Source organism: Bradyrhizobium sp. NBAIM14, assembly GCF_020193895.1.
Lineage (GTDB): Bacteria > Pseudomonadota > Alphaproteobacteria > Rhizobiales > Xanthobacteraceae > Bradyrhizobium > Bradyrhizobium yuanmingense.
Map to the genome: position 1 here is coordinate 66,269 of NZ_JADYVQ010000002.1, position 18,688 is coordinate 84,956.

12 protein-coding genes are annotated in these 18,688 nt (G+C 63.7%); 7 read left to right on the top strand and 5 right to left on the bottom strand.

The window, feature by feature from the left end; genetic code table 11:
• Nucleotides 1-17: 17 nt before the first annotated feature.
• From I6F28_RS06105 to I6F28_RS06135, 7 genes are all read left to right on the top strand, one after another.
• A complete protein-coding gene (locus I6F28_RS06105; RefSeq protein WP_225139476.1) occupies nt 18-1,031 on the top strand; it encodes an aldo/keto reductase in 1,014 nt (337 codons plus the stop codon).
• 30 nt (nt 1,032-1,061) lie between these two features.
• On the top strand, nt 1,062-1,895 hold the full coding sequence (locus I6F28_RS06110) for a VOC family protein (protein ID WP_225139477.1): 834 nt from the start codon (nt 1,062-1,064) through the stop codon (nt 1,893-1,895).
• A gap of 79 nt (nt 1,896-1,974) precedes the next feature.
• Nucleotides 1,975-2,385, top strand: a complete 411-nt coding sequence (locus I6F28_RS06115) for a putative quinol monooxygenase (protein ID WP_225139478.1) — start codon at nt 1,975-1,977, stop codon at nt 2,383-2,385.
• A 254-nt stretch (nt 2,386-2,639) separates the two neighbouring features.
• A complete protein-coding gene (locus I6F28_RS06120; protein WP_225139479.1) occupies nt 2,640-5,468 on the top strand; it encodes an ATP-binding protein in 2,829 nt (942 codons plus the stop codon).
• 75 nt (nt 5,469-5,543) lie between these two features.
• Nucleotides 5,544-7,211, top strand: a complete 1,668-nt coding sequence (locus I6F28_RS06125; RefSeq protein ID WP_225139714.1) for a thiamine pyrophosphate-requiring protein — start codon at nt 5,544-5,546, stop codon at nt 7,209-7,211.
• 104 nt (nt 7,212-7,315) lie between these two features.
• The gene (locus tag I6F28_RS06130; protein ID WP_225139480.1) at nt 7,316-9,808 is read left to right on the top strand and encodes a GAF domain-containing sensor histidine kinase; all 2,493 of its coding nucleotides are present in this window, start codon (nt 7,316-7,318) and stop codon (nt 9,806-9,808) included.
• 83 nt (nt 9,809-9,891) lie between these two features.
• A complete protein-coding gene (locus I6F28_RS06135; RefSeq protein ID WP_225139715.1) occupies nt 9,892-11,541 on the top strand; it encodes an alpha/beta hydrolase in 1,650 nt (549 codons plus the stop codon).
• Between the two features lies 1 nt (nt 11,542).
• On the opposite strand, the gene I6F28_RS06140 is transcribed toward I6F28_RS06135, so the two are convergent.
• The 5 genes from I6F28_RS06140 to I6F28_RS06160 form a co-directional block, all read right to left on the bottom strand.
• Entirely contained in the window at nt 11,543-13,126 is a 1,584-nt protein-coding gene (locus I6F28_RS06140; protein ID WP_225139481.1) for an MDR family MFS transporter, read from the bottom strand.
• Nucleotides 13,127-13,324: 198 nt separating this feature from the next.
• On the bottom strand, nt 13,325-14,662 hold the full coding sequence (locus I6F28_RS06145; protein ID WP_225139482.1) for a ComEC/Rec2 family competence protein: 1,338 nt from the start codon (nt 14,660-14,662) through the stop codon (nt 13,325-13,327).
• A gap of 11 nt (nt 14,663-14,673) precedes the next feature.
• On the bottom strand, nt 14,674-16,695 hold the full coding sequence (locus I6F28_RS06150) for a S8 family peptidase (protein ID WP_225139483.1): 2,022 nt from the start codon (nt 16,693-16,695) through the stop codon (nt 14,674-14,676).
• An 11-nt stretch (nt 16,696-16,706) separates the two neighbouring features.
• Complete coding sequence (locus I6F28_RS06155; RefSeq protein WP_109144373.1) at nt 16,707-17,840, bottom strand: patatin-like phospholipase family protein; 1,134 nt, start codon at nt 17,838-17,840, stop codon at nt 16,707-16,709.
• A 137-nt stretch (nt 17,841-17,977) separates the two neighbouring features.
• Nucleotides 17,978-18,487 carry a YcgN family cysteine cluster protein gene (locus I6F28_RS06160; protein WP_036042979.1) on the bottom strand — a complete coding sequence of 170 codons (510 nt, stop codon included), beginning with the start codon at nt 18,485-18,487 and terminating at the stop codon, nt 17,978-17,980.
• Between the last annotated feature and the right edge of the window lie 201 nt (nt 18,488-18,688).

Consider the following 18,688-nt stretch of genomic DNA (forward strand, 5'->3'; position numbering starts at 1 on the left):
AGACAAGGATTCGCACCATGGCGCTCAAGGATATTCTGCCGGGAAAACTGGGGTTCGGCGCAGCGCCGCTCGGAAACATGTTCCACGACATCCCGGAGCAGGAAGCGCTCGCGACAGTGAACGCAGCCTGGGAGGACGGCATCCGCTATTTCGACACCGCGCCGTTCTACGGCGCAGGGCTTGCCGAGATCCGCATCGGCGCCGCGCTCGCCGGCCGCAAGCGGAGCGACTACGTGCTCAGCACCAAGGTCGGCCGCTTGATCCTGGACGAGATCGAGGATGTTGGTGCCCGCGACCTCGGCGAGAAGGGCGGCGTCTTCAGACACGGACGCCCGAATCGGATCGTGAACGACTATTCCCGGGACGGAACGTTGCGCTCGATCGAGGACAGCCTGAAGCGGCTCGCCACCTCCCACATCGACGTCGTCTTCGTGCACGACGTAGCGCAGGACTTCTACGGCGACGAGTGGCTCTCGGTGTTCGAAAGCGCCCGCAAGGGCGCGTTCAAGGCCCTCGACCAGCTGCGGGACGAGGGCGTGATTAAGGGGTGGGGACTCGGTGTCAACCGGGTCGAGCCGATCGAGCTGCTGCTCGCGCTCGAAGAGCCGCGCCCCGACGGCTTCCTGCTCGCGGGCCGATACACGCTGCTCGACCACGCAAGGGCGCTGCAGCGGGTGATGCCGATGGCCGCCGAGCACGAGCTCGCGATCGTGGTCGGCGGCCCCTACAGTTCCGGCGCGCTCGTCGGCGGCCCGAACTTCGAATATGCGCCGGCGCCTCCCGAAATCCTCAAGAAGGTGGCGCGGATCAAGGCGATCGCAGACCGCTATCGGATCAGCATGAAGGCGGCCGGCCTGCAGTTCGCGCTCGCCAATCCCGTGGTTGCCGCCGTCATTCCCGGTGCGAGCCGCCCAAGCCGCATCGCCGAGGATCGCGCGGCGCTCGAGGAAGCCATCCCGGCGGAGTTCTGGCGCGAGCTGCGCTCCGAGGGGCTGGTCAGCCCCGCAGCTCCGCTTCCCGCCGCCGATTGACCAATCCACCCAATGACCAAGGAGAGCAACATGACAGATGAAACCAACAACCCCACCGGCATGGACCGCCGCGCCCTGCTTCAGACCGCCGGCGCCGCCGTCGTCACCGGCATCATAGCCGGCACGGCCATCGACGCGCGGGCCGCGACACAGGATGGCGAGCGCGACGAGGCGCCGCTCGGGGCGCGGCTCCAGGGCGTCCAGCATTTCGGGCTGACGGTCCAGAACATGGAGCGGGCCTACCAGTTCTACACGGAGGTGCTTGGCGGCACCGAGGTGTTCCGGCACGGCGACTTCCAGGGCGACGGGGTGCAGAACACGCTGTTGGCCGACCAGGAAATCGAGGCGAATGCACGTGGGGTCAATCCGCGAACCATCGGCGTGCCCGACTTGCGAAGCGGGGCACAGCGGCTCGATGTCCGCTTCATCCAGTTCGACAACATGGTGCTGGAGCTGCTGCAATATCGCGAGGCTGATCAGCCCGTCGGCAGCGCCAAGAGCTTCGCCGAACCGCTGGAGCACATGAGTCCTGCTTTCCCGCGCATGATGCACATCTGCTTCTATGTTCGCGACGATGTGGACTTCAACAAGTTCATTGCCGATCTCGAAGCGGAATCGGCGCGCCGCGGCATGACGCAGGTGAGAGCGAACCGCACCATCCGTCTCATGACGGAAGCGGATCGCAAGGCCGCGCCCCGCAGCACCAACACGAACCGGGTGACCGCCGAACCTTCGAACGGTTGGGAGCTGATCTACTGCAAGGGGCCCGAAGGCGAACAGCTCGAGTTCGTCAAGGCGCTCGGCCCCGTCAAGAAGCGCTTCAGCGAGGCCTTGGCGAAGCGGCAGCAAAAGATCGTGCGCTAATTCCTTGGACGCGGCAGGCGACCGGTCAGCGCCCCTGACCCGGCCGCCCGCGGCTTACTTACCTGCAGAGGACCTCGTCATGCAAACTGTCCGATTTTTCTTGCTAACCGCCTTGTTGCTCGTCACGACGACACTTTCCGCCGCAGTGCAGGAAGCGCCAGGCGTTCGCTATCAACAGGTTCAGGAAGGCGCATATTCCGTCGTGGCGCAGGTGCGAGCCAAGCCTGGAAAGGAGGATCTGCTGCGCGCGGCCACCCTGCCGCTGATCGAGCTGGTCCGTGGCGATCCCAAAAACCTGGTATATTTCCTTCAGGAAGATCGCACCAAGCCGGGTCATTTCATCTTCTACGAGATTTTCGCCACCCGAGCCGATTTCGACGCGCACAACGCGATGCCATACGTAAAGGACTGGTTCGCCAGGCTGCCAGAACTCGCCGACGGCGGCGTCGAGGTCATGCACATGGCCGTTCTTGGCAAGCCCAAAAATTAGCTGAAGGCTGCGCAAGCGAGCACGCCGCAGCACGCGAGCGAATTTGTCGCAGCCCTGTTTCGGACAAAGCCGCGCAATCGGGCGAATTCCGAACGGCTCTCTTTAACTATTGTGCAGTGCATGATAATTCTGGCGATCTGATTGATCGACTGGAATGAGCAATGCGGGCTGCCACGGAGACACGCCAACGGGGCACGGACCGACGGGAGCTCACTTACTGCTTCGGCCCCTTTCGGCTGATTCCGCGCCGCCAGTTGCTGCTTCTCGACGGGCGTCCGGTCAAGCTGGGCGGACGCGCATTCGAACTCTTGCATGTGCTGGTACAGCGCTGCGGCGAGCTGGTCAGCAAGACCGAACTGATGGCGGCGGCCTGGCCGGGCACCTTCGTCCACGACAGCAATCTCAAGGTCAACATGTGGAGCTTGCGGCGTTCGCTGGGAGACACCCAGATCGAGCCCCTCTACATCGCGACCGTGGCGCGCCGTGGATACAAGTTCATCGCGCAGGTGCAGATCAGCATCGGCGAGATCGACGACGATCTTGCGCTCGCCGAACCGCTCCCCTCGTCCAGTCCGCCATTGCTGCGCGGCATCGTTGGTCGTGAAGCGGAAATCGACGAAATTACCGGTCTGTTGACCGGCAACAGGCACGTGACCCTGGCGGGCGCCGGAGGAATCGGCAAGACGACGGTTGCCTTGGCTGTAGCCCAGGCGTTTGCGCCACAGTGCCGCGACGGCGTGTGCTTCGTCGATCTCGCAACGATCTCCGACCCGACGCTGTTCGGCGCCGCACTGGTGACGGCATTGGGCATCAGGGGCAATCCGGACAACAGCCTGGCTGCGGCCATCGACTATCTGAAACCGCGGCAGATGCTGGTCATTCTGGACAATTGCGAGCACGTCCTGCCAGCCGCAACGATCTTCGCCGGCAGGTTCATGGCGGAGGCATCGCCGTCCAAGCTGCTTGCGACGAGCCGCGAACCGCTCGGCACCGCCACCGAGCACGTCGTCCGGCTCGGCTCCCTGGTCTCACCCAAACCCGGCCACGCCCTGACCCCAGATCAAGCCGTCAGGTTTCCGGCAGTGCAATTGTTCGTCAGCCGCGCCGCCGAATGGGCGGACTACCAATTCGTCGATGATGATTGCGAGGCCGTTGCCACAATCTGCCACTCGCTCGACGGCCTCCCGCTGGCCATCGAATTGGCGGCAGCCCAGATCGGCAGGTTCAATCCTCACCAATTGGTGGAGTTGCTCGACCAGAATTTGGGTTTTCGTGCCCCCGCCGCCGATGGCGCGCCGCCGCGTCATGAAACGCTGATGGCGACGATCGACTGGAGCTTCAGACTGCTGTCGCAGCGGGAAGCCAGACTGTTCGGCCTGCTCTCGGTGTTCAGCGACGCATTCGAGGTCGAGGACGCGGTCTTCGTCGCCGAAGCGGCAGGGCTCACGCCGGTCGACGTCGTCACCGGCCTCGGCAGTCTCGTTGCCAAATCGCTCCTGAGCGCGCAGGCACATGGCGCGAGCCTGCGCTATCGCCTGCTCGACAGCACATGCCGCTATGCGAGCGAGCGGCGCCGGGCCGATCCTGCCTGCGACCAGGCGCTGCGCCGTCATGCGCAACGTGTCCTCACGCTGTTCGAGCAGTCCGAGGAGGAGTGGAACTGGCGCGAGCCGGCCGATTGGACCCAGCGTTACCTTGGCCGCATCGCCGACTTGCGCGCCGCTCTTTCATGGGCGTTCGGCGAGCACGGCGATGCCGTACTCGGGATCAGGCTCACGGTTGCGGCGATCACCTTGTGGTCGGAGACGTCGATCCTGTCGGAAGCGCAGGCGCGGTATGCGGACGCGCTCGCATTGGCCAAGACCGTCCCGTGCGACGATCTGTCGAAGACAAAACTCGCCTGCGCCCTTGGGTGGAGCCTCTTCTACGCCCGCAAGATGTCGAATGAGAACGAGATTGCCTGGCTCGATGCCATCCTCTTTGCAAAGCGGGCCGGCAACATCGAATATCAGCAGCGGGCGCTGGTCGGGTTCGGCTTCTACCTGCTGCAGATCGGCCAGGTCGAGCGCGCCATATCTTATCTTGAAGAGGCCACCGAGCTCGCCGACCGCGATCGCGATCTGACGGCGACGTCCGAAGCCGATCGCGCGCTGGCCTGGGCTCGCGCTTTTGCCGGCGAATTGAGCAGGAGCCGCCCTGTTCTCGACCGTCTTGCAGCGACCTACTCGCTGGCCGAAGGGCGTTCGCGCAAGGACGCGAACGAAGTCTATCGGTTCATCACCGTCCGCTTCAATCTGCCCTTCGTCGCGTGGATGCAAGGGCAAGCGGACTACGCGGCGAGACTCGCCAAGGACGCCATCGATGCCGCGGACCGCAGCGGCCATTGGGTGTCACAGTCGAACGCATTTGGGCTCGCCGCCCTTCCCGTTGCGCTCGAAACCGGCAATCTTGACGCGCTCGCGAGCTACACTGAGCGATTGCGTCGCAACCTTGAACGCGAGCGCATCTCACGCTGGGTTCCGGTCGAGCGCTATTTCTCCGCATGCCTTCGCGACCTGCGGGGCGATCCACGCGCGGTGGAGGATATTCGAGCCGCGATCGACGAACTGACAGAATGCCGGTTCTTGATGCGGATCGGCAGCTATCTCGCGGTCCTCGCCCGCGCCTATCTGAGGCAAGGGCGGATCGCGGAGGCGCAAGAAGCCATCACGCGGGCGATCGAGCATCAGGAACGCCAAGGCGAGCGCTGGTGCCGTCCGGAGCTCCAGAGAGTTGACGCCGCGATCCTTCTCCACACCGGCGAGCCGCTGCGCGCCGAAAAGCGGTTTCAGCAAGCGCTCGCGGAAGCGCGCAGGATAGGCGCGCTGACGTTCCAATTGCGGATCGCGACCGATCTCGCGGCACATTGGATCGCCACCTACCGCAGATCCAAGGCTGTCCGGCTGCTCTCGCCGATCTATCACGAGTTCACCGAGGGGTTCGGGACACCGGATCTGCTTGCGGCCCAGCGCCTGCTGCAGCCGACCGCGAGCGGCTGCAGCGACCATCGCAGGATGGAGCCGGTGCACGCTCGCGACGCATAGCTGGCCTACCGCCGCGCTCGCCGCCCGCGCTTTACGCTTCCGGAAATTCCTGATCCTCTCCTCCCAACAAGCCGGATCAACCGGCCTTGCCAGGGAGAGAGAGACGCCATGAAGCTCGGCACCGCCATTGCGGAAATCATGAGGCGCGAGGGGATCGAGATCCTCTGCGGCTATCCGGTCAATCATCTGATCGAGCACGCGGCCAAGGCCGAGATCCGGCCGGTGATGGTGCGGCAGGAGCGCGTCGGCATCCACATGGCGGACGCCATCTCGCGGGTGACGTCGGGGCGCAGCATCGGCGCCTTCTGCATGCAGCACGGGCCGGGCGCGGAGAATGCGATGGGCGGCGTGGCGCAGTGCTTCGGCGAATCCGTTCCCGTGCTGGTGCTGCCGATGGGCTATCAGCGCAGGCTGGCGCATATCGAGCCGAACTTCAATTCCAGCGAGACGATGAAGCCGTTCGCGAAATCGTCCGAGCCGATTATCCTCGCGAGCGAAGTCGTCAACATCTTCCGCCGCGCCTTCACCAAGCTGAAGAACGGCCGCGGCGGGCCCGTCATCGTCGAGATCCCCTCGGACATGTGGAACGAGGAGGTGTCGGAGCCACTGAACTATACGCCGGTGTTGCGCACCCGCTACGGCGCCGACCCCGTTCACGTCAAGGAAGCCGCCAGCCTGCTGGTGAACGCAAAACGGCCGGTGATCTATGCCGGCCAGGGCGTGCATTACGCGCAGGCCTGGCCGCAGCTGAAACGGCTCGCCGAGCGATTGGCGATCCCCGTCACCACCAGCTTGGGTGGCAAATCATCGTTTCCGGAGACGCATCCGCTGTCGCTCGGCTCCGGCGGCCTTGCAGTGCCGCGCGCGGTGCCGAAATTTCTGGCCGAGGCCGACGTCATTTTCGGCATCGGCTGCTCCTTCACCGAGACCAATTTCGGCATCGCGATGCCGAAGGGAAAGACCATCATTCATTCGACGCTCGATCCCAATCATCTCAACAAGGACGTCGAAGCGAAGATCGGCCTGGTCGGCGATGCCGGCCTCGTGCTCGACGCGCTGCTGGAGGAGATCGGCAAGACCGTCACCGCGGATCGCGATGCATCCGCCGTCGCGGCCGAGATCGCAGCCTCGCACAAGGAATGGCTGGCGAAATGGATGCCGAAGCTGACCAGCAATGACGCGCCGCTCAGCCCCTATCGCGTGCTGTGGGATCTCCAGCACACCGTGGACATCGCGAATACGATCATCACCCACGATGCCGGCAGCCCGCGCGACCAGCTCTCGCCGTTCTGGCGATCGGTCGAGCCCCTCACCTATCTCGGCTGGGGCAAAACCACGCAGCTTGGTTACGGCCTCGGTCTTGCGATGGGCGCCAAGCTGGCAAAGCCCGACAAGCTCTGCATCAACGTCTGGGGCGATGCTGCGATCGGCTTCACCGGCATGGATTTCGAGACCGCGGTGCGCGAGCGCATCCCGATCATGTCGATCCTGCTCAACAATTTCTCGATGGCGATCGAGCTGAAGGTGATGCCGATCTCGACCGAAAAATATCGCTCGACCGACATTTCCGGCGACTACGCCGCGATGGCCCGCGCCTTCGGCGGCTACGGAGAGCGGGTGACGCGGCCGGAGGACATCGTGCCCGCGATCAAGCGCGGCATCGCGAAGACGAGGGAAGGCGTGCCGGTGCTGCTGGAGTTCATCACAGCCAAGGAGACCGAGGTGTCGCGGCCCGGCACGTGAGCGGAGCCGGTGCGGGCACGGCTGCGAGCCGCTGGCTCCGGCCGCAGAAGTTGTGATAATCCGGCCCGGTGCCGCGCACGCCGCGGCATCAAGCTGGACCGGGAATGACGACCGTTTTGCAGGAAATCGAGGAACTCGAGCGCCGATTGCGGTCGGCCACCGCCGAGATTGCGCAGCTGCGGGCCGAGCTTGCGACGGCTCGGGATCGCCAGAGCGCCAGCGCCGAGATCCTGCGTACCATCGCGGCCTCGCCGTCCGATGCGCGGCCGGTCTTTACGGCGGTCGCCGCCAGCGCAAAGCGCCTGCTCGGCGGCTTCTCCGCCACCGTGCTTCAGTTCATCGGCGACGAGCTTCACCTCGTGGCGTTCACGCCGACCAATCCGGAGGCGGACGCGGGGCTCAAGGCGTCGTTCCCGCGCAAGATCGCGGACTTCCCGACTTTTGGCCTCGTGCGGGAGGGCCAGACGATCCAGTTTCCCGACAGCGAGGCGGCCGACGTCCCTGAACTGAACCGGGAGCTGGCGCGGCTGCGCGGCTTCCGCAGTGTGCTATTCATGCCGCTGATGAACCGGGGCGCGCCGGTCGGCATGATCAGCGTCACCCGCGCCGAGCCAGGATCATTCGCGCCCGACCTCGTCCAGCTGCTGCAGACCTTCGCCGACCAGGCCGTGATCGCGATTGAGAACGCGCGCCTGTTCAACGAGACGAAGGAGGCGCTGGAACGCCAGACCGCGACGGCCGATATCCTGAAGGTGATGGCGGCCTCCCCGTCCGACGTGCAGCCGGTATTCGAGGCCATCGCCACCAACGCCAACCGGCTGATCGGCGGCTTCTCCACCGCGGTGCTGCGTTATGTCGACGGCGCCGTGCACCTTGCGGCATTCACCCCGACGGATCCCGCGGGCGACCGCGTGCTCCAGGCCTCGTTCCCGGTGCCGTTCGCACAATTCCCGCCCTATCAGCTCGTGGCCAATGGTACCGCGGCGCAATTGCCCGACACCGAGGTCGAGCCGGCCGCGCGCGACATCGCGCGGGCCCGCGGCTATCGCAGCATGCTGTTCGCGCCTCTGATGAGCGAAGGCGAAGCCATCGGCATCATCATCGCGACGCGACGCGCGACCGGCAACTTCGCCGAGCATCATGTGCGCCTGCTGCAGACCTTCGCCGACCAGGCCGTGATCGCGATCAAGAATGTCAGCCTGTTCAACGCGACCAAGGAAGCACTGGAACGTCAGACTGCGACTGCCGACATTCTCAAGGTGATCGCGGCTTCACCGTCCGATGTCACGCCGGTGTTCCAGGCCATTTCCGACAGCGCCAAGGCGCTGATCGGAGCGCACTCCTCCACCGTCACCCGCGTCGTCGACGGCATGCTGCATCTGGCCGCCTTCACGACCGACAATGAGGCCGGCAATGCGGATCTGCTGAACTCATTTCCGACGCCGCTGTCCTCATCGGGCATTCACAGCCGGGTGGCGAGCAGCGGCGAGTATGCCTTCCGCAGCGACATGCAGAACGAGCCTGATCTTACCGAGGCCATGAAGGAGCTGGCGCGAACACGCGGTTATCGCAGCATCCTCGTGGTGCCGATGCTGCGCGATGGCCTTGCGATCGGCACCATCGCCGTCACGCGGCGGGAGCCCGGTTATTTTCCGGACAAAGCCATCAACCTGCTCAAGACCTTTGCCGACCAGGCCGTGATCGCGGTCGAGAACACGCGCCTGTTCAACGAGGTTCAGGACCGCACCAGCGAGCTCGCCAGATCGCTCGATGATCTCCGCGCCGCGCAGGACCGCCTGATCCAGACCGAGAAGCTGGCGTCACTGGGCCAGCTCACGGCCGGCATCGCGCACGAGATCAAGAACCCGCTCAACTTCGTCAACAATTTCGCCTCGCTGTCTGCCGAGCTGACCGAGGAGCTGAACGGGGTGCTCGCGCCAGTCCCGCTCCCCGAGAACGTCCGCGGCGAGGTCGACGAGCTGACGGGGCTTCTGCAGGACAACCTCGGCAAGATCGTGCAGCACGGCCGCCGCGCCGATTCCATCGTCAAGAACATGCTGCTGCATTCGCGCGAAGGCGGCGGCGAGCATGGGCTGAGCGACATCAATGCATTGGTCGAGGAGAGCCTGAATCTCGCCTATCACGGCGCACGCGCCGAGAAGCCCGGATTCCACGTGACGCTGAAGCGCGCGCTCGATCCAGCGGCCGGACAGGCCGAAGTGTTTCCGCAGGAAATCACCCGCGTGCTCCTGAACCTGATCTCGAACGGCTTCCACGCGGTCATCAGGCGCAAGGCCGACGGTGCCGCCGGTTACGAGCCGATTGTGACCGCCGCGACGCGCGATCGCGGCGATGACGTCGAGATCACGATCCGCGACAACGGCACCGGCATTGCCGACGATGTGAAGGAGAAAATGTTCAATCCGTTCTTCACCACCAAGCCAGCCGGCGAAGGCACCGGCCTCGGGCTGTCGATGACCCACGACATCGTCGTGAAGCAGCACGGCGGCACGATCGACGTCGCGACCGAGCCGGGCAAGTTTACTGAATTCACGATCGTGCTGCCGCGCAAGAGTGGTCTGTCAGGCAATAGCTGAGGTTGAATCGCGCGGTGGGTGCTTTCGGCAAACTGGCGTGGCTCATTCGGCGGCAATTGCTGTCGTTCTCCGGCGTCGGCCTCATGCTCGGTGCCCTGTTCTTCGCAGCCGCGCTGACGCCGACGCTGATCCCGCGGAGCTATCTCACGCAGGGCGCCATCGCCGGCGCCTGCTTCGGGATCGGCTATCTCGCCGGCAACGTCTGGCGCTGGCTGTGGCACTATCTGGAATTGCCCGAGCCGCCGGCGCGCCTGAGATCGACCGCAAACGCGCTGGTGGCGGCCGCCTGCCTGCTCGTCGTCATTGTTTTTCTGTGGCGGGCGGCCGGATGGCAGAACTCGATCCGCACCGTGATGAAGATGGCGCCAGTCGAGACCGCCCATCCGCTCAAGGTCTGCGCCATCGCCGTGATGACGTTCGTCGTGCTGCTGGTGCTGGCGCGGCTGTTCGCGCTTGCCGTGCGCCTCATCGCCGCGCGTGCGAGGCGCGTCATTCCGCGGAGGATCGCGAACGTCATCGGCGTGCTCGCCGCGGGCCTGTTGTTTTGGTCAATCGCCAGCAATGTCCTGATCCGCACGGCGTTCAACGCGCTCGATGTGTCCTTTCGCGAAGTCGACGCCTTGCTCGAGCCCGAGCGGCCGCAGCCGACCGCGCCCGAACGAACGGGAAGTGCCGCCTCGCTGGTGAAGTGGACGCAGCTTGGACGCATGGGGCGCAGATTTATTGCCTCGGGGCCGACCGCAACGGAGATCAGCGCCATTACAGGAAGGCCCGCGCTGGAGCCCGTGCGGGTCTATGTCGGCCTTGGCGGCGCCGAGACGGCGCAAGCGCGCGCCCGGCTTGCGCTCGACGAGCTCAAGCGGCAGCACGGGTTTGAACGCGACACACTCATCGTCGTTACGCCGACCGGAACCGGCTGGATCGACCCTGCCGCGATGGACACCGTCGAATATCTCCACCATGGCGACGTCGCCAGTGTCGCGATGCAGTATTCCTATCTCAACAGTCCGCTGACGCTGCTGTTTCAGCCCAAATCCGGTGCAGAAGCGGCGCGCGCCCTGTTTTCGGAAATTTACGGCTACTGGACGACGCTGCCGAAGAACCGGCGGCCGAAGCTGTACCTGCACGGACTGAGCCTCGGCGCGATGAACTCGGAAAAATCCGCAGAGCTGTTTGAGATGATCGGCGATCCGATTGCGGGGGCACTTTTGAGCGGCGCGCCGTTCGAAAGTCGCATCTGGCGCTCGATCACGGCAAACCGCAATCCGGGCACGCCGGCCTGGCTGCCGGAATTCCGCGACGGCCGCTTCGTGCGCTTCATGAACCAGAATGGACCGTCGGTGCCGGCAGATGCGCCCTGGGGTCCGATGCGCGTCGTCTATCTGCAATATGCGAGCGACGCGATCACCTTCTTCGCCTATCACGACGCCTATCGGCCCCCTGACTGGATGACGGCGCCGCGCGGGCCGGATGTGTCACCGGAGCTGCGATGGTATCCAGTCGTGACGATGCTGCAGCTCGCCCTCGACATGGCGGTCGCGACTAATACGCCGATGGGCTTTGGCCATGTCTATGCGCCCGAACATTACGTCGATGCCTGGGTCGCCGTCACCGATGTCCATGATTGGTCCCCCGACGCGCTGGCGCAGCTCAAGACCCATCTTGCAGCGGCGGCGCGAAAGGCCGCCGAGGGCAATGTCGCAAACGAGCCTTACGCCGATCGAGGCGGCTAGCCTACTCGGCCATCTCCACGGGCTGCTTGGCCGACGGTCCGGCCAGCGGCCGCTCCTCCATCGCGATCAGGCACAGCGCAGCGATCGTCATCAGCGCGGTGGCGGCGCCGAACACGTAGCGGAAGGCGTGCCGCATGTCGTCGGCGGGTATCGCGACGGCGCCCGCGGCGTGATGCTCGCCGGCGAGCGGGACGTCGGTGCCGAGCGCGATGAGCAGGATCGCGGCGAAGGCCGCCACCGTGAACGAGGACATCAGCGAGCGGAAGAAGTTCATCGCGCCGGTGATGGTGCCGACTTGCGGACGCGCCACCGAATTCTGCAGCGAGACCACGCACACCGGAAAAGTCGTGCCGAGTCCCAGCGCGAACGCGGCCATCAGCAGCAGCAGGCCCCAGAGCGGCAAGGTGGTGACCGTGAGAACGAGACCGCACAGCGCGGCCCATGACGTGCCAATGATGGCGACGCGCTTGTAGTGCTTGGCCCGAGCCATGGTGCGGCCGGCGACGGCCGCGCCGACGGTCGAGACCGCCGCGAGCGGGATCAGCGCAAGCCCCGCCTCGCTGGCGGTGAGATGATAGACCTGCTCGTAATAGAGCGGCAGCTGCACGGTCAGGCCGGTGATCGCCCCGAGGCCGCAGCCGCCCGCGGTCAGCGCGAACGGCGCCACCGATCCCGTCAACAAGGGCAGCGGCAAGAACGGCTCGTCGGCCCGCCGGGCGTGCCACACGAAGGTCACCGCGAGCGCGACGGCACCGCCCACCATCGCCAGCACCGTCGGCGAAAGCCAAGCATAGCGCGTCCCGCCCCAGGTCAGCACCAGCATGAAGACCACGGCGGACGCCATCAGCAAGAGGCCGCCGAGCCAGTCGACCTTGCGCTTGCGGTGGAACACCGGGATCTTCTTCATCTTCGGCAGCAGCAATGCGAGTGCTGCGGCCGCAAGCGGCAGGTTGATCCAGAAGATCATCGACCAGTGCAGATGCTCCGCGAACACGCCGCCGATGACCGGGCCGAGGATGCCGCCGACCATCCAGACGCTCGAGAAATAGGCCTGGTACTGCCCGCGCTCGCGCGGGCTCACCACGTCGGAGATCACGGTCTGCACCACCGGCATGATGCCGCCGCCGCCGAGGCCCTGAAGCCCGCGTGCCAGGATCAGCATCGGCATGTTCGGCGCGATCGCGCACAGCACCGAGCCCGCGACGAACAGGCTGAGCGAGATGATGATCATGACGCGGCGGCCGTAGATGTCGCTGAGCGTGCCGAACACCGGCGCAACCGCAGTCGAGGCGAGCAGATAGGCGGTGATCACCCAGGACAGATTGGAGACGTCCTGGAACTGGCGTCCGATGGTCGGCAGCGCCGTCGCCACGATGGTCTGGTCGAGCGCGGCCAGGAACATCGTCAGCATCAGGCTGATGACGATGGTGCGGACCTCGTCGGAGCTCAGCGGCACCGGCGGGGCGATCGAGGGCGCGTCGTCGACGCTGATGACCTCGCTCGGCAGGCGGGACAGCTCTTCGGCAATGTCGTCGGGCAAGGCCTGGATGTCGGCAGAATCGCTCTGCCGGTCGAACTTGTTCATCTCGATCGGGCGTCGTGACGCGGTGCAATACCGCGAAGGATTCGTACTATGCAGCCCAATGTAGAGGGGAAATTTCTTCCCAGGCAGGCACCGCGACGCATGGGTGCATCCCGCCGACGCATCCTCGCGGCTCCGTGATCGACAGGCGGAGCGGCGCCGTATGAGGTACTACTTGGGGCCTGAGCGCCCCCAAGCCCACTAAAGCTCAATGGGGTCCAGCAAGTTGATCAGATGCGGTTTGCCGGGATCAACGATGACCACTTTCTTGCCGAACTTGGGATTGCTCCGGAACAGAGCGCCGAGGCTGTGCTTTTCCGGCGACCAATTTTCTCGAACCGGCTTCTTGGTTGCCGGATTCTTCTTCTTGCGCGCCTTTTCCTTCGCCTGCTCCTTTTCCCAGTCGGCTTGGCGCTCGATATCGATCTCGTCAATCGGGTAGGTCAGGTGGATTGTGTATTCGGCGTCGACGCCCCGTGCTTTCAGCAGCATTTCCAGGGTCGCTCGTTCGGGGTTACCGTGCTCGCCATCGCCTGAGAAGACGTAGTGATCGGCAGGCAGACGTTCGAAGAAGATCGTCTCCATATTGTTGTCGCTGCCGTGGTGAGGAACTTTCAGGACGTGGACATGCCGTTTCCAGTTCTCCTTCTTCTTGTCCGCGTCCAAGAGCCCCGCCAGCTCCATTCCTTCCAAAATCTTGTCCCCGCGCGCGTCGCCGGTCAGCAGCATGCTCTTGCCGCCCATTTCAGCCAGAACGACGATGCTGGAGAGATTGGGCACCGACTTGTCGACGAATGCCGCCAGCATTGCTTCCGGGTTTTTCTTCCCCTGCTTTTGCTCCCTCAGCCATTTGTCATGGGCCTCCTGAAGGGCCAGCAATTCCGGCTGCATCGGTCCTGCCACGGTCATCTTGAGACCGCCATCCAACGTCACCGCTTCCGTATCCTCGGTTGCGACGATCAGCTCGCCGTCGAATTTGTGGTTCAGTTTCCATTGCCGACGCGCTGGCGAGCGCCGTTGCAACACTTCGCGATCATCACGCAATTGACGGCCTTGCGAAATGCCGGCGAGAACATCCACCGTCTGATGCACCTCTTCCTCGTCGAATTCTTCGTCGGGCTCAATTGCGTCAAAATCCGGCCTGCGCGCAGTGCCTGCCTCGAATGACGCCGGCCCAAATCCGGACAACAGTTCTTCAGGCGCAGTCGTAAGCAGATCGTCAAAGCTGTTGTGCCACAGGCTGGCGACCTTGAGACGGAGATCGGGACTGTTGCCCAGCTGATCCGCCGTTAGTTCGAGAATGCCCCTGATGTGATCGTCGTCGATATGACTGATCATCACAACGTCTATCGGCAAGGGATCATTCGGCTCCAATTCGCGCGAACGGTGAATCTGCGCGATTCTCGGCGCCAGATGTGGCTTATAGACCTTGGCAGGTCCTCCATCGATCAGCATCAGATGCGGATCGTCAGCTGTTCCGAAATGAAGGATCAGGCAATCGCCCTTGCGGGCACGCAAGACGTCAAGGCTAAAATGCATCGCATTCCTCCTCAGATCGATTGAAGAGCCCGCAACACGTCGAGCATGCCGTGCCCCTGAAAGCTGCGCTCGCGGCCAAGATCCGTCGCGCTCTCGCACAGGATGCGTTTGACCCGACGCGGCTGCCCGATCAGCTCTTCGTATCGGGCGAGCAGCATCGCCGCGGCTCCACTGACCATGGGAGCCGCCATGCTGGTGCCCGATTCCGGAGCCCAATCATCATTCGGAACGGTCGATAGAATTCGCTCACCGGGCGCGACGAGATCCGGCTTCGCGCGGCCATCGCCAGTTGGACCGCGGCTCGAGAAGAAGCTGATTCCGTATGTATGCGGCCAATTCCCGTGGGTCGATCCAACCGTGATGACGCCCTCGGCGTTTCCTGGATCGGTAATACTGAAGGCGGCGTAATTTTCGAACGGACCGTCCTTCGTTTCGAATTTCTGAAAGCCGCGATTACCCGCTGCGGCCACGACCACCACTCCGCTTTCGACCAAACGCTCGCATTCGTTGCAAATCGGCGTCCGCCCACATGCAAAATTGCGCACGTTATGGGGAATTGAGAGGCTGAGATTCGCGCCGTGAATCATGATGTAGTTGTGCCGCTCGTTGACGTAACGGATGTACTGCATGGCAGCGATAACGGCGAACTCGGTCTCCTCCAGGCTCGCACCCAGCACGCGGAAATCGTACAGTCCGATGTCCGGGCACATGCCGCCAGCGTATTTGCCGTCCTTCTGGTCCGCTCCGATGATTCCGGCAACGTGGGTCCCGTGCGAACTGGGCAGCTTTTCAGACTTGTCGTTTGGATCCGGCCTCTTGACCGTGATTAGCCTTTCGACGGTCGCCCAGTTGATGGGGCGCTCCTTCTCGAAGTCTTCGGCAATCTTCTCTAGATTGACGTCCACCTCGGCTCCAGCGAGCCCGGACGTTCGGATCAGCTTTTCGCGGGTTTGAGCATCGACGTCACCCGTCTCACTGCTAACGATCTCGCGAATATTCGTGAAGTCGAAGATTTTCCTGACACGCGACGTCGGCTTCTCGCCGGACGTCATGAACGCGTCGTGATTGTTTTGAATACCGGAATCAAGAACTGCCCAAACGATGTTCTTGCACTGGACGTTGAACAGCGACCTCGCAGCGTCGGCCTTGACCGCTGGCACCGACCGATCGAGCGCGGGAACGGCCGATCGGTTGAGCGATACCTGGAAAATACAAGTTGGTCTCTCTTCCGCCGGCTCGCTCCTGGTATCGACGCCGTCGTTCTGCTGCCGAGCATTCTCGTCCGCTTTGACTACTTCATAAAGTGCGAACATGCCGGAGAGAATCTCGTCAGCATAGTCCCGGTATCGTTCCAATGCCTGCTCAAAGGTCAGTGGCTCCAGTGGTTCGTCCCAACCGACGGGACGTTCCAGCTTGCAAATCCAGTAAATCAATCCGGCGAGCGCGATATACCTTTGGAGCGACGTGGCATTGTCCAATGTGCGTTCGCGCAGCGCGTTGGATCTCTTCGGCCCTTGCTGGAGCAACTTTTTGATCGTCCCCTGATTATCGCCGGCATCCACGCCTTCGATCCTTTCGGCCACCTTCGGCTCGCGCCACCATTGTGTCCGCGGCACCAGGATGCGCAGCACTTGGTCGAAATAGAGCCGCGCACCGACGAGCCCCTGCAAATAGGCGACCTTGGCCTTTGTTGGAGGCCGGCCAGGCGGCGCAGATTCGACCGGCACTTTCAGCGCGCTTGCGATGGTACGGGCCACGCTCACCGCGGTCGCATTCTTGTGCGGCGTAATCAGAACGTCCTGAGCGATGCCCGGATCGAGAGCGTAAGCCGCCCAGACATCGCCGAGCAGCGGCGAGTCCTGCAGCACGCGCCTGTCGTCGCGGGGACCCAGGAGGATATGTTCGACCACTTCGGGCGGAACAGAGAACTGCTTGGGTCTTCCGTCGGCCGAGACCGGCCAAGTCGGCCCGCGGCTCTTGGGTGTGCCGCTTTGCGGTTTTGCACGCCGCTTACGCCCCTTGTCGTCCGCCATTGTCGTCTTCCTCAGACACCAGACTGCGGATAGGGAAAGGCGGGCGGCGGCCCGACCGCCGCGAGATGCTTGCGCAGGGCTGCATCACACACGGCGTAGCCCCAGTTGATCAGTCTTTCCTGCGTCGTCGCGTCCAACCGCTTCAGACGTGTCGGCACTTCCGCAAGTTGCAATGTACGCTCGAAAGGACACGGCAGAGCATCGGCCAGCCCGTAATTCGCGATGTCGGTGCGGATGCCCCAATAGGCGCCCTTGCGCGTTCCCGATTTGAAGGAGTCGATGACCTGGCGCTTGCGCAGCGAACGCACCTGATTGTCGATCAGATTGAGGATCCGGTAGGAATGCCGCGGCCAGTCCGTCTCCGGCTCCTCCTCAGCCTCGATCTTGCCGCCGGCGTCGCTGACCAGAACGGTCTGGTGGCGCTTCCATGCGGTCTCGAGGCCGAGATTGTCGTAGACGCCGCCATCGCTGAGAACGACGCGCGTTGTAAATGGAGGCCGCTGCAGGTCGAGCCCGGTACCGGGCACGAAATCGCTGTCCTTGAGGCGCAATTCGAAGGGAGAGAGGACCGGAGGAAAAGCGGAGGACGCCGCCACGGCTTGCGCCAGCAGAATTTCTGGATTCTTCACCTCGCCGACGCGGTAGTCGCGCATATAGGGCTTCATGAAGCGCCAGAGCGCGCCTGACTGCACGTTCGTCGCATTGATCACGAAGCGCGGCTCGTCAGGCATATCCTGCAGAGTCTTGCCGCGAAACAGGTGATCGTCATACGCCTCGGCAATCCGGTCGCCGATGCTGCCTGGTAACAGTGCGCCCAGGATGACCGACTCGGCGTCGATTGTGATGCCGGCGAAGGCGCGCAACGGCGCGACGAATTTCGGAATGAAATCGCTGTCGACGCTGTCGGGTGTGAAGCTGAGGCCCGGCCACGCCAGCGCCAACATGCCGGCAGTGATCGACCCGCCGGAAACGCTCGATATGCGCCTGACGTTCTTCAGCAGTCCTGTTTCATATAGGCGCCACAGGACGCCGACATGAAACACCATCGCGCGATATCCTCCGCCGGAAAGGCAGAGCGCAGTGGTTGGTTTCAGCGGCTTGTTCTCGTCGTCGGTCGGTATCGGGTGAACCGGATCGGTAATCATGGGGCCCCCAAAAATCCTAGGGTACCTTCAGCAATTCAAAACAACCTGAATATAGCCATAGCAGAATCTACAACCAGCTTAGCACCTCAACCCCTGAATGTGAAGCGCATCTGCATGCGACCGCTGCGCACAGCTGTTCAAGGTCGCTTCTTCAGACGCGCCCGCTTCGGCAAGGTCGCCGGCCATTGCACGATGTGGTCCTCGAGCTCCTCGTCCGGGACCTCCTCCTCGCTGCCCTCCACGCGCCCGCGCACGGAGACGCCGGCTTCGTGCACGGTGTTGGGGTCACCCGAAACCAGCGGATGCCACCAATAGAGGTCGCGCCCTTCGGCGACGAGCTTGTAGCCGCAGCTCGGCGGCAGCCAGTTCAGGGTGCGGACATTGGCCGGGGTCAGGCGGACGCAGTCCGGAACCTTGTCGGAACGATTCGGATAGTCCTTGCAGGCGCAGCTCGTCCCGTCGAGCAGCTTGCAGCCGATATGGGTGAAGTAGATCTGCCCGGTATCCTCGTCTTCGAGCTTGTTCAGGCAGCAGCGGCCGCAGCCGTCGCACAGGCTTTCCCACTCGCGCTCCGACATCTGTTCCAACGTCTTGGTTTTCCAGAAGAATCCTTCCTGGCCTTGAGATCGTTTGGGAGCTGCGGTCATGCGCCTCAACAACAGTTCGAAAGAGCTACGGCAACGCCATCTAGGGCGCGCGGCGGCAATGGTGCAAGCGAGGCCCCTTTGAGGCCCGTAATGAACCGGGGGTCAATTAGGCCTGTTGTTCAAAATAGCGAGCGTGGCCATTGGTTTATGAGCCCCGCTCGGCTAGAAGGAACAGCAAGTCCCTCGGATGCTGGCCGGGCG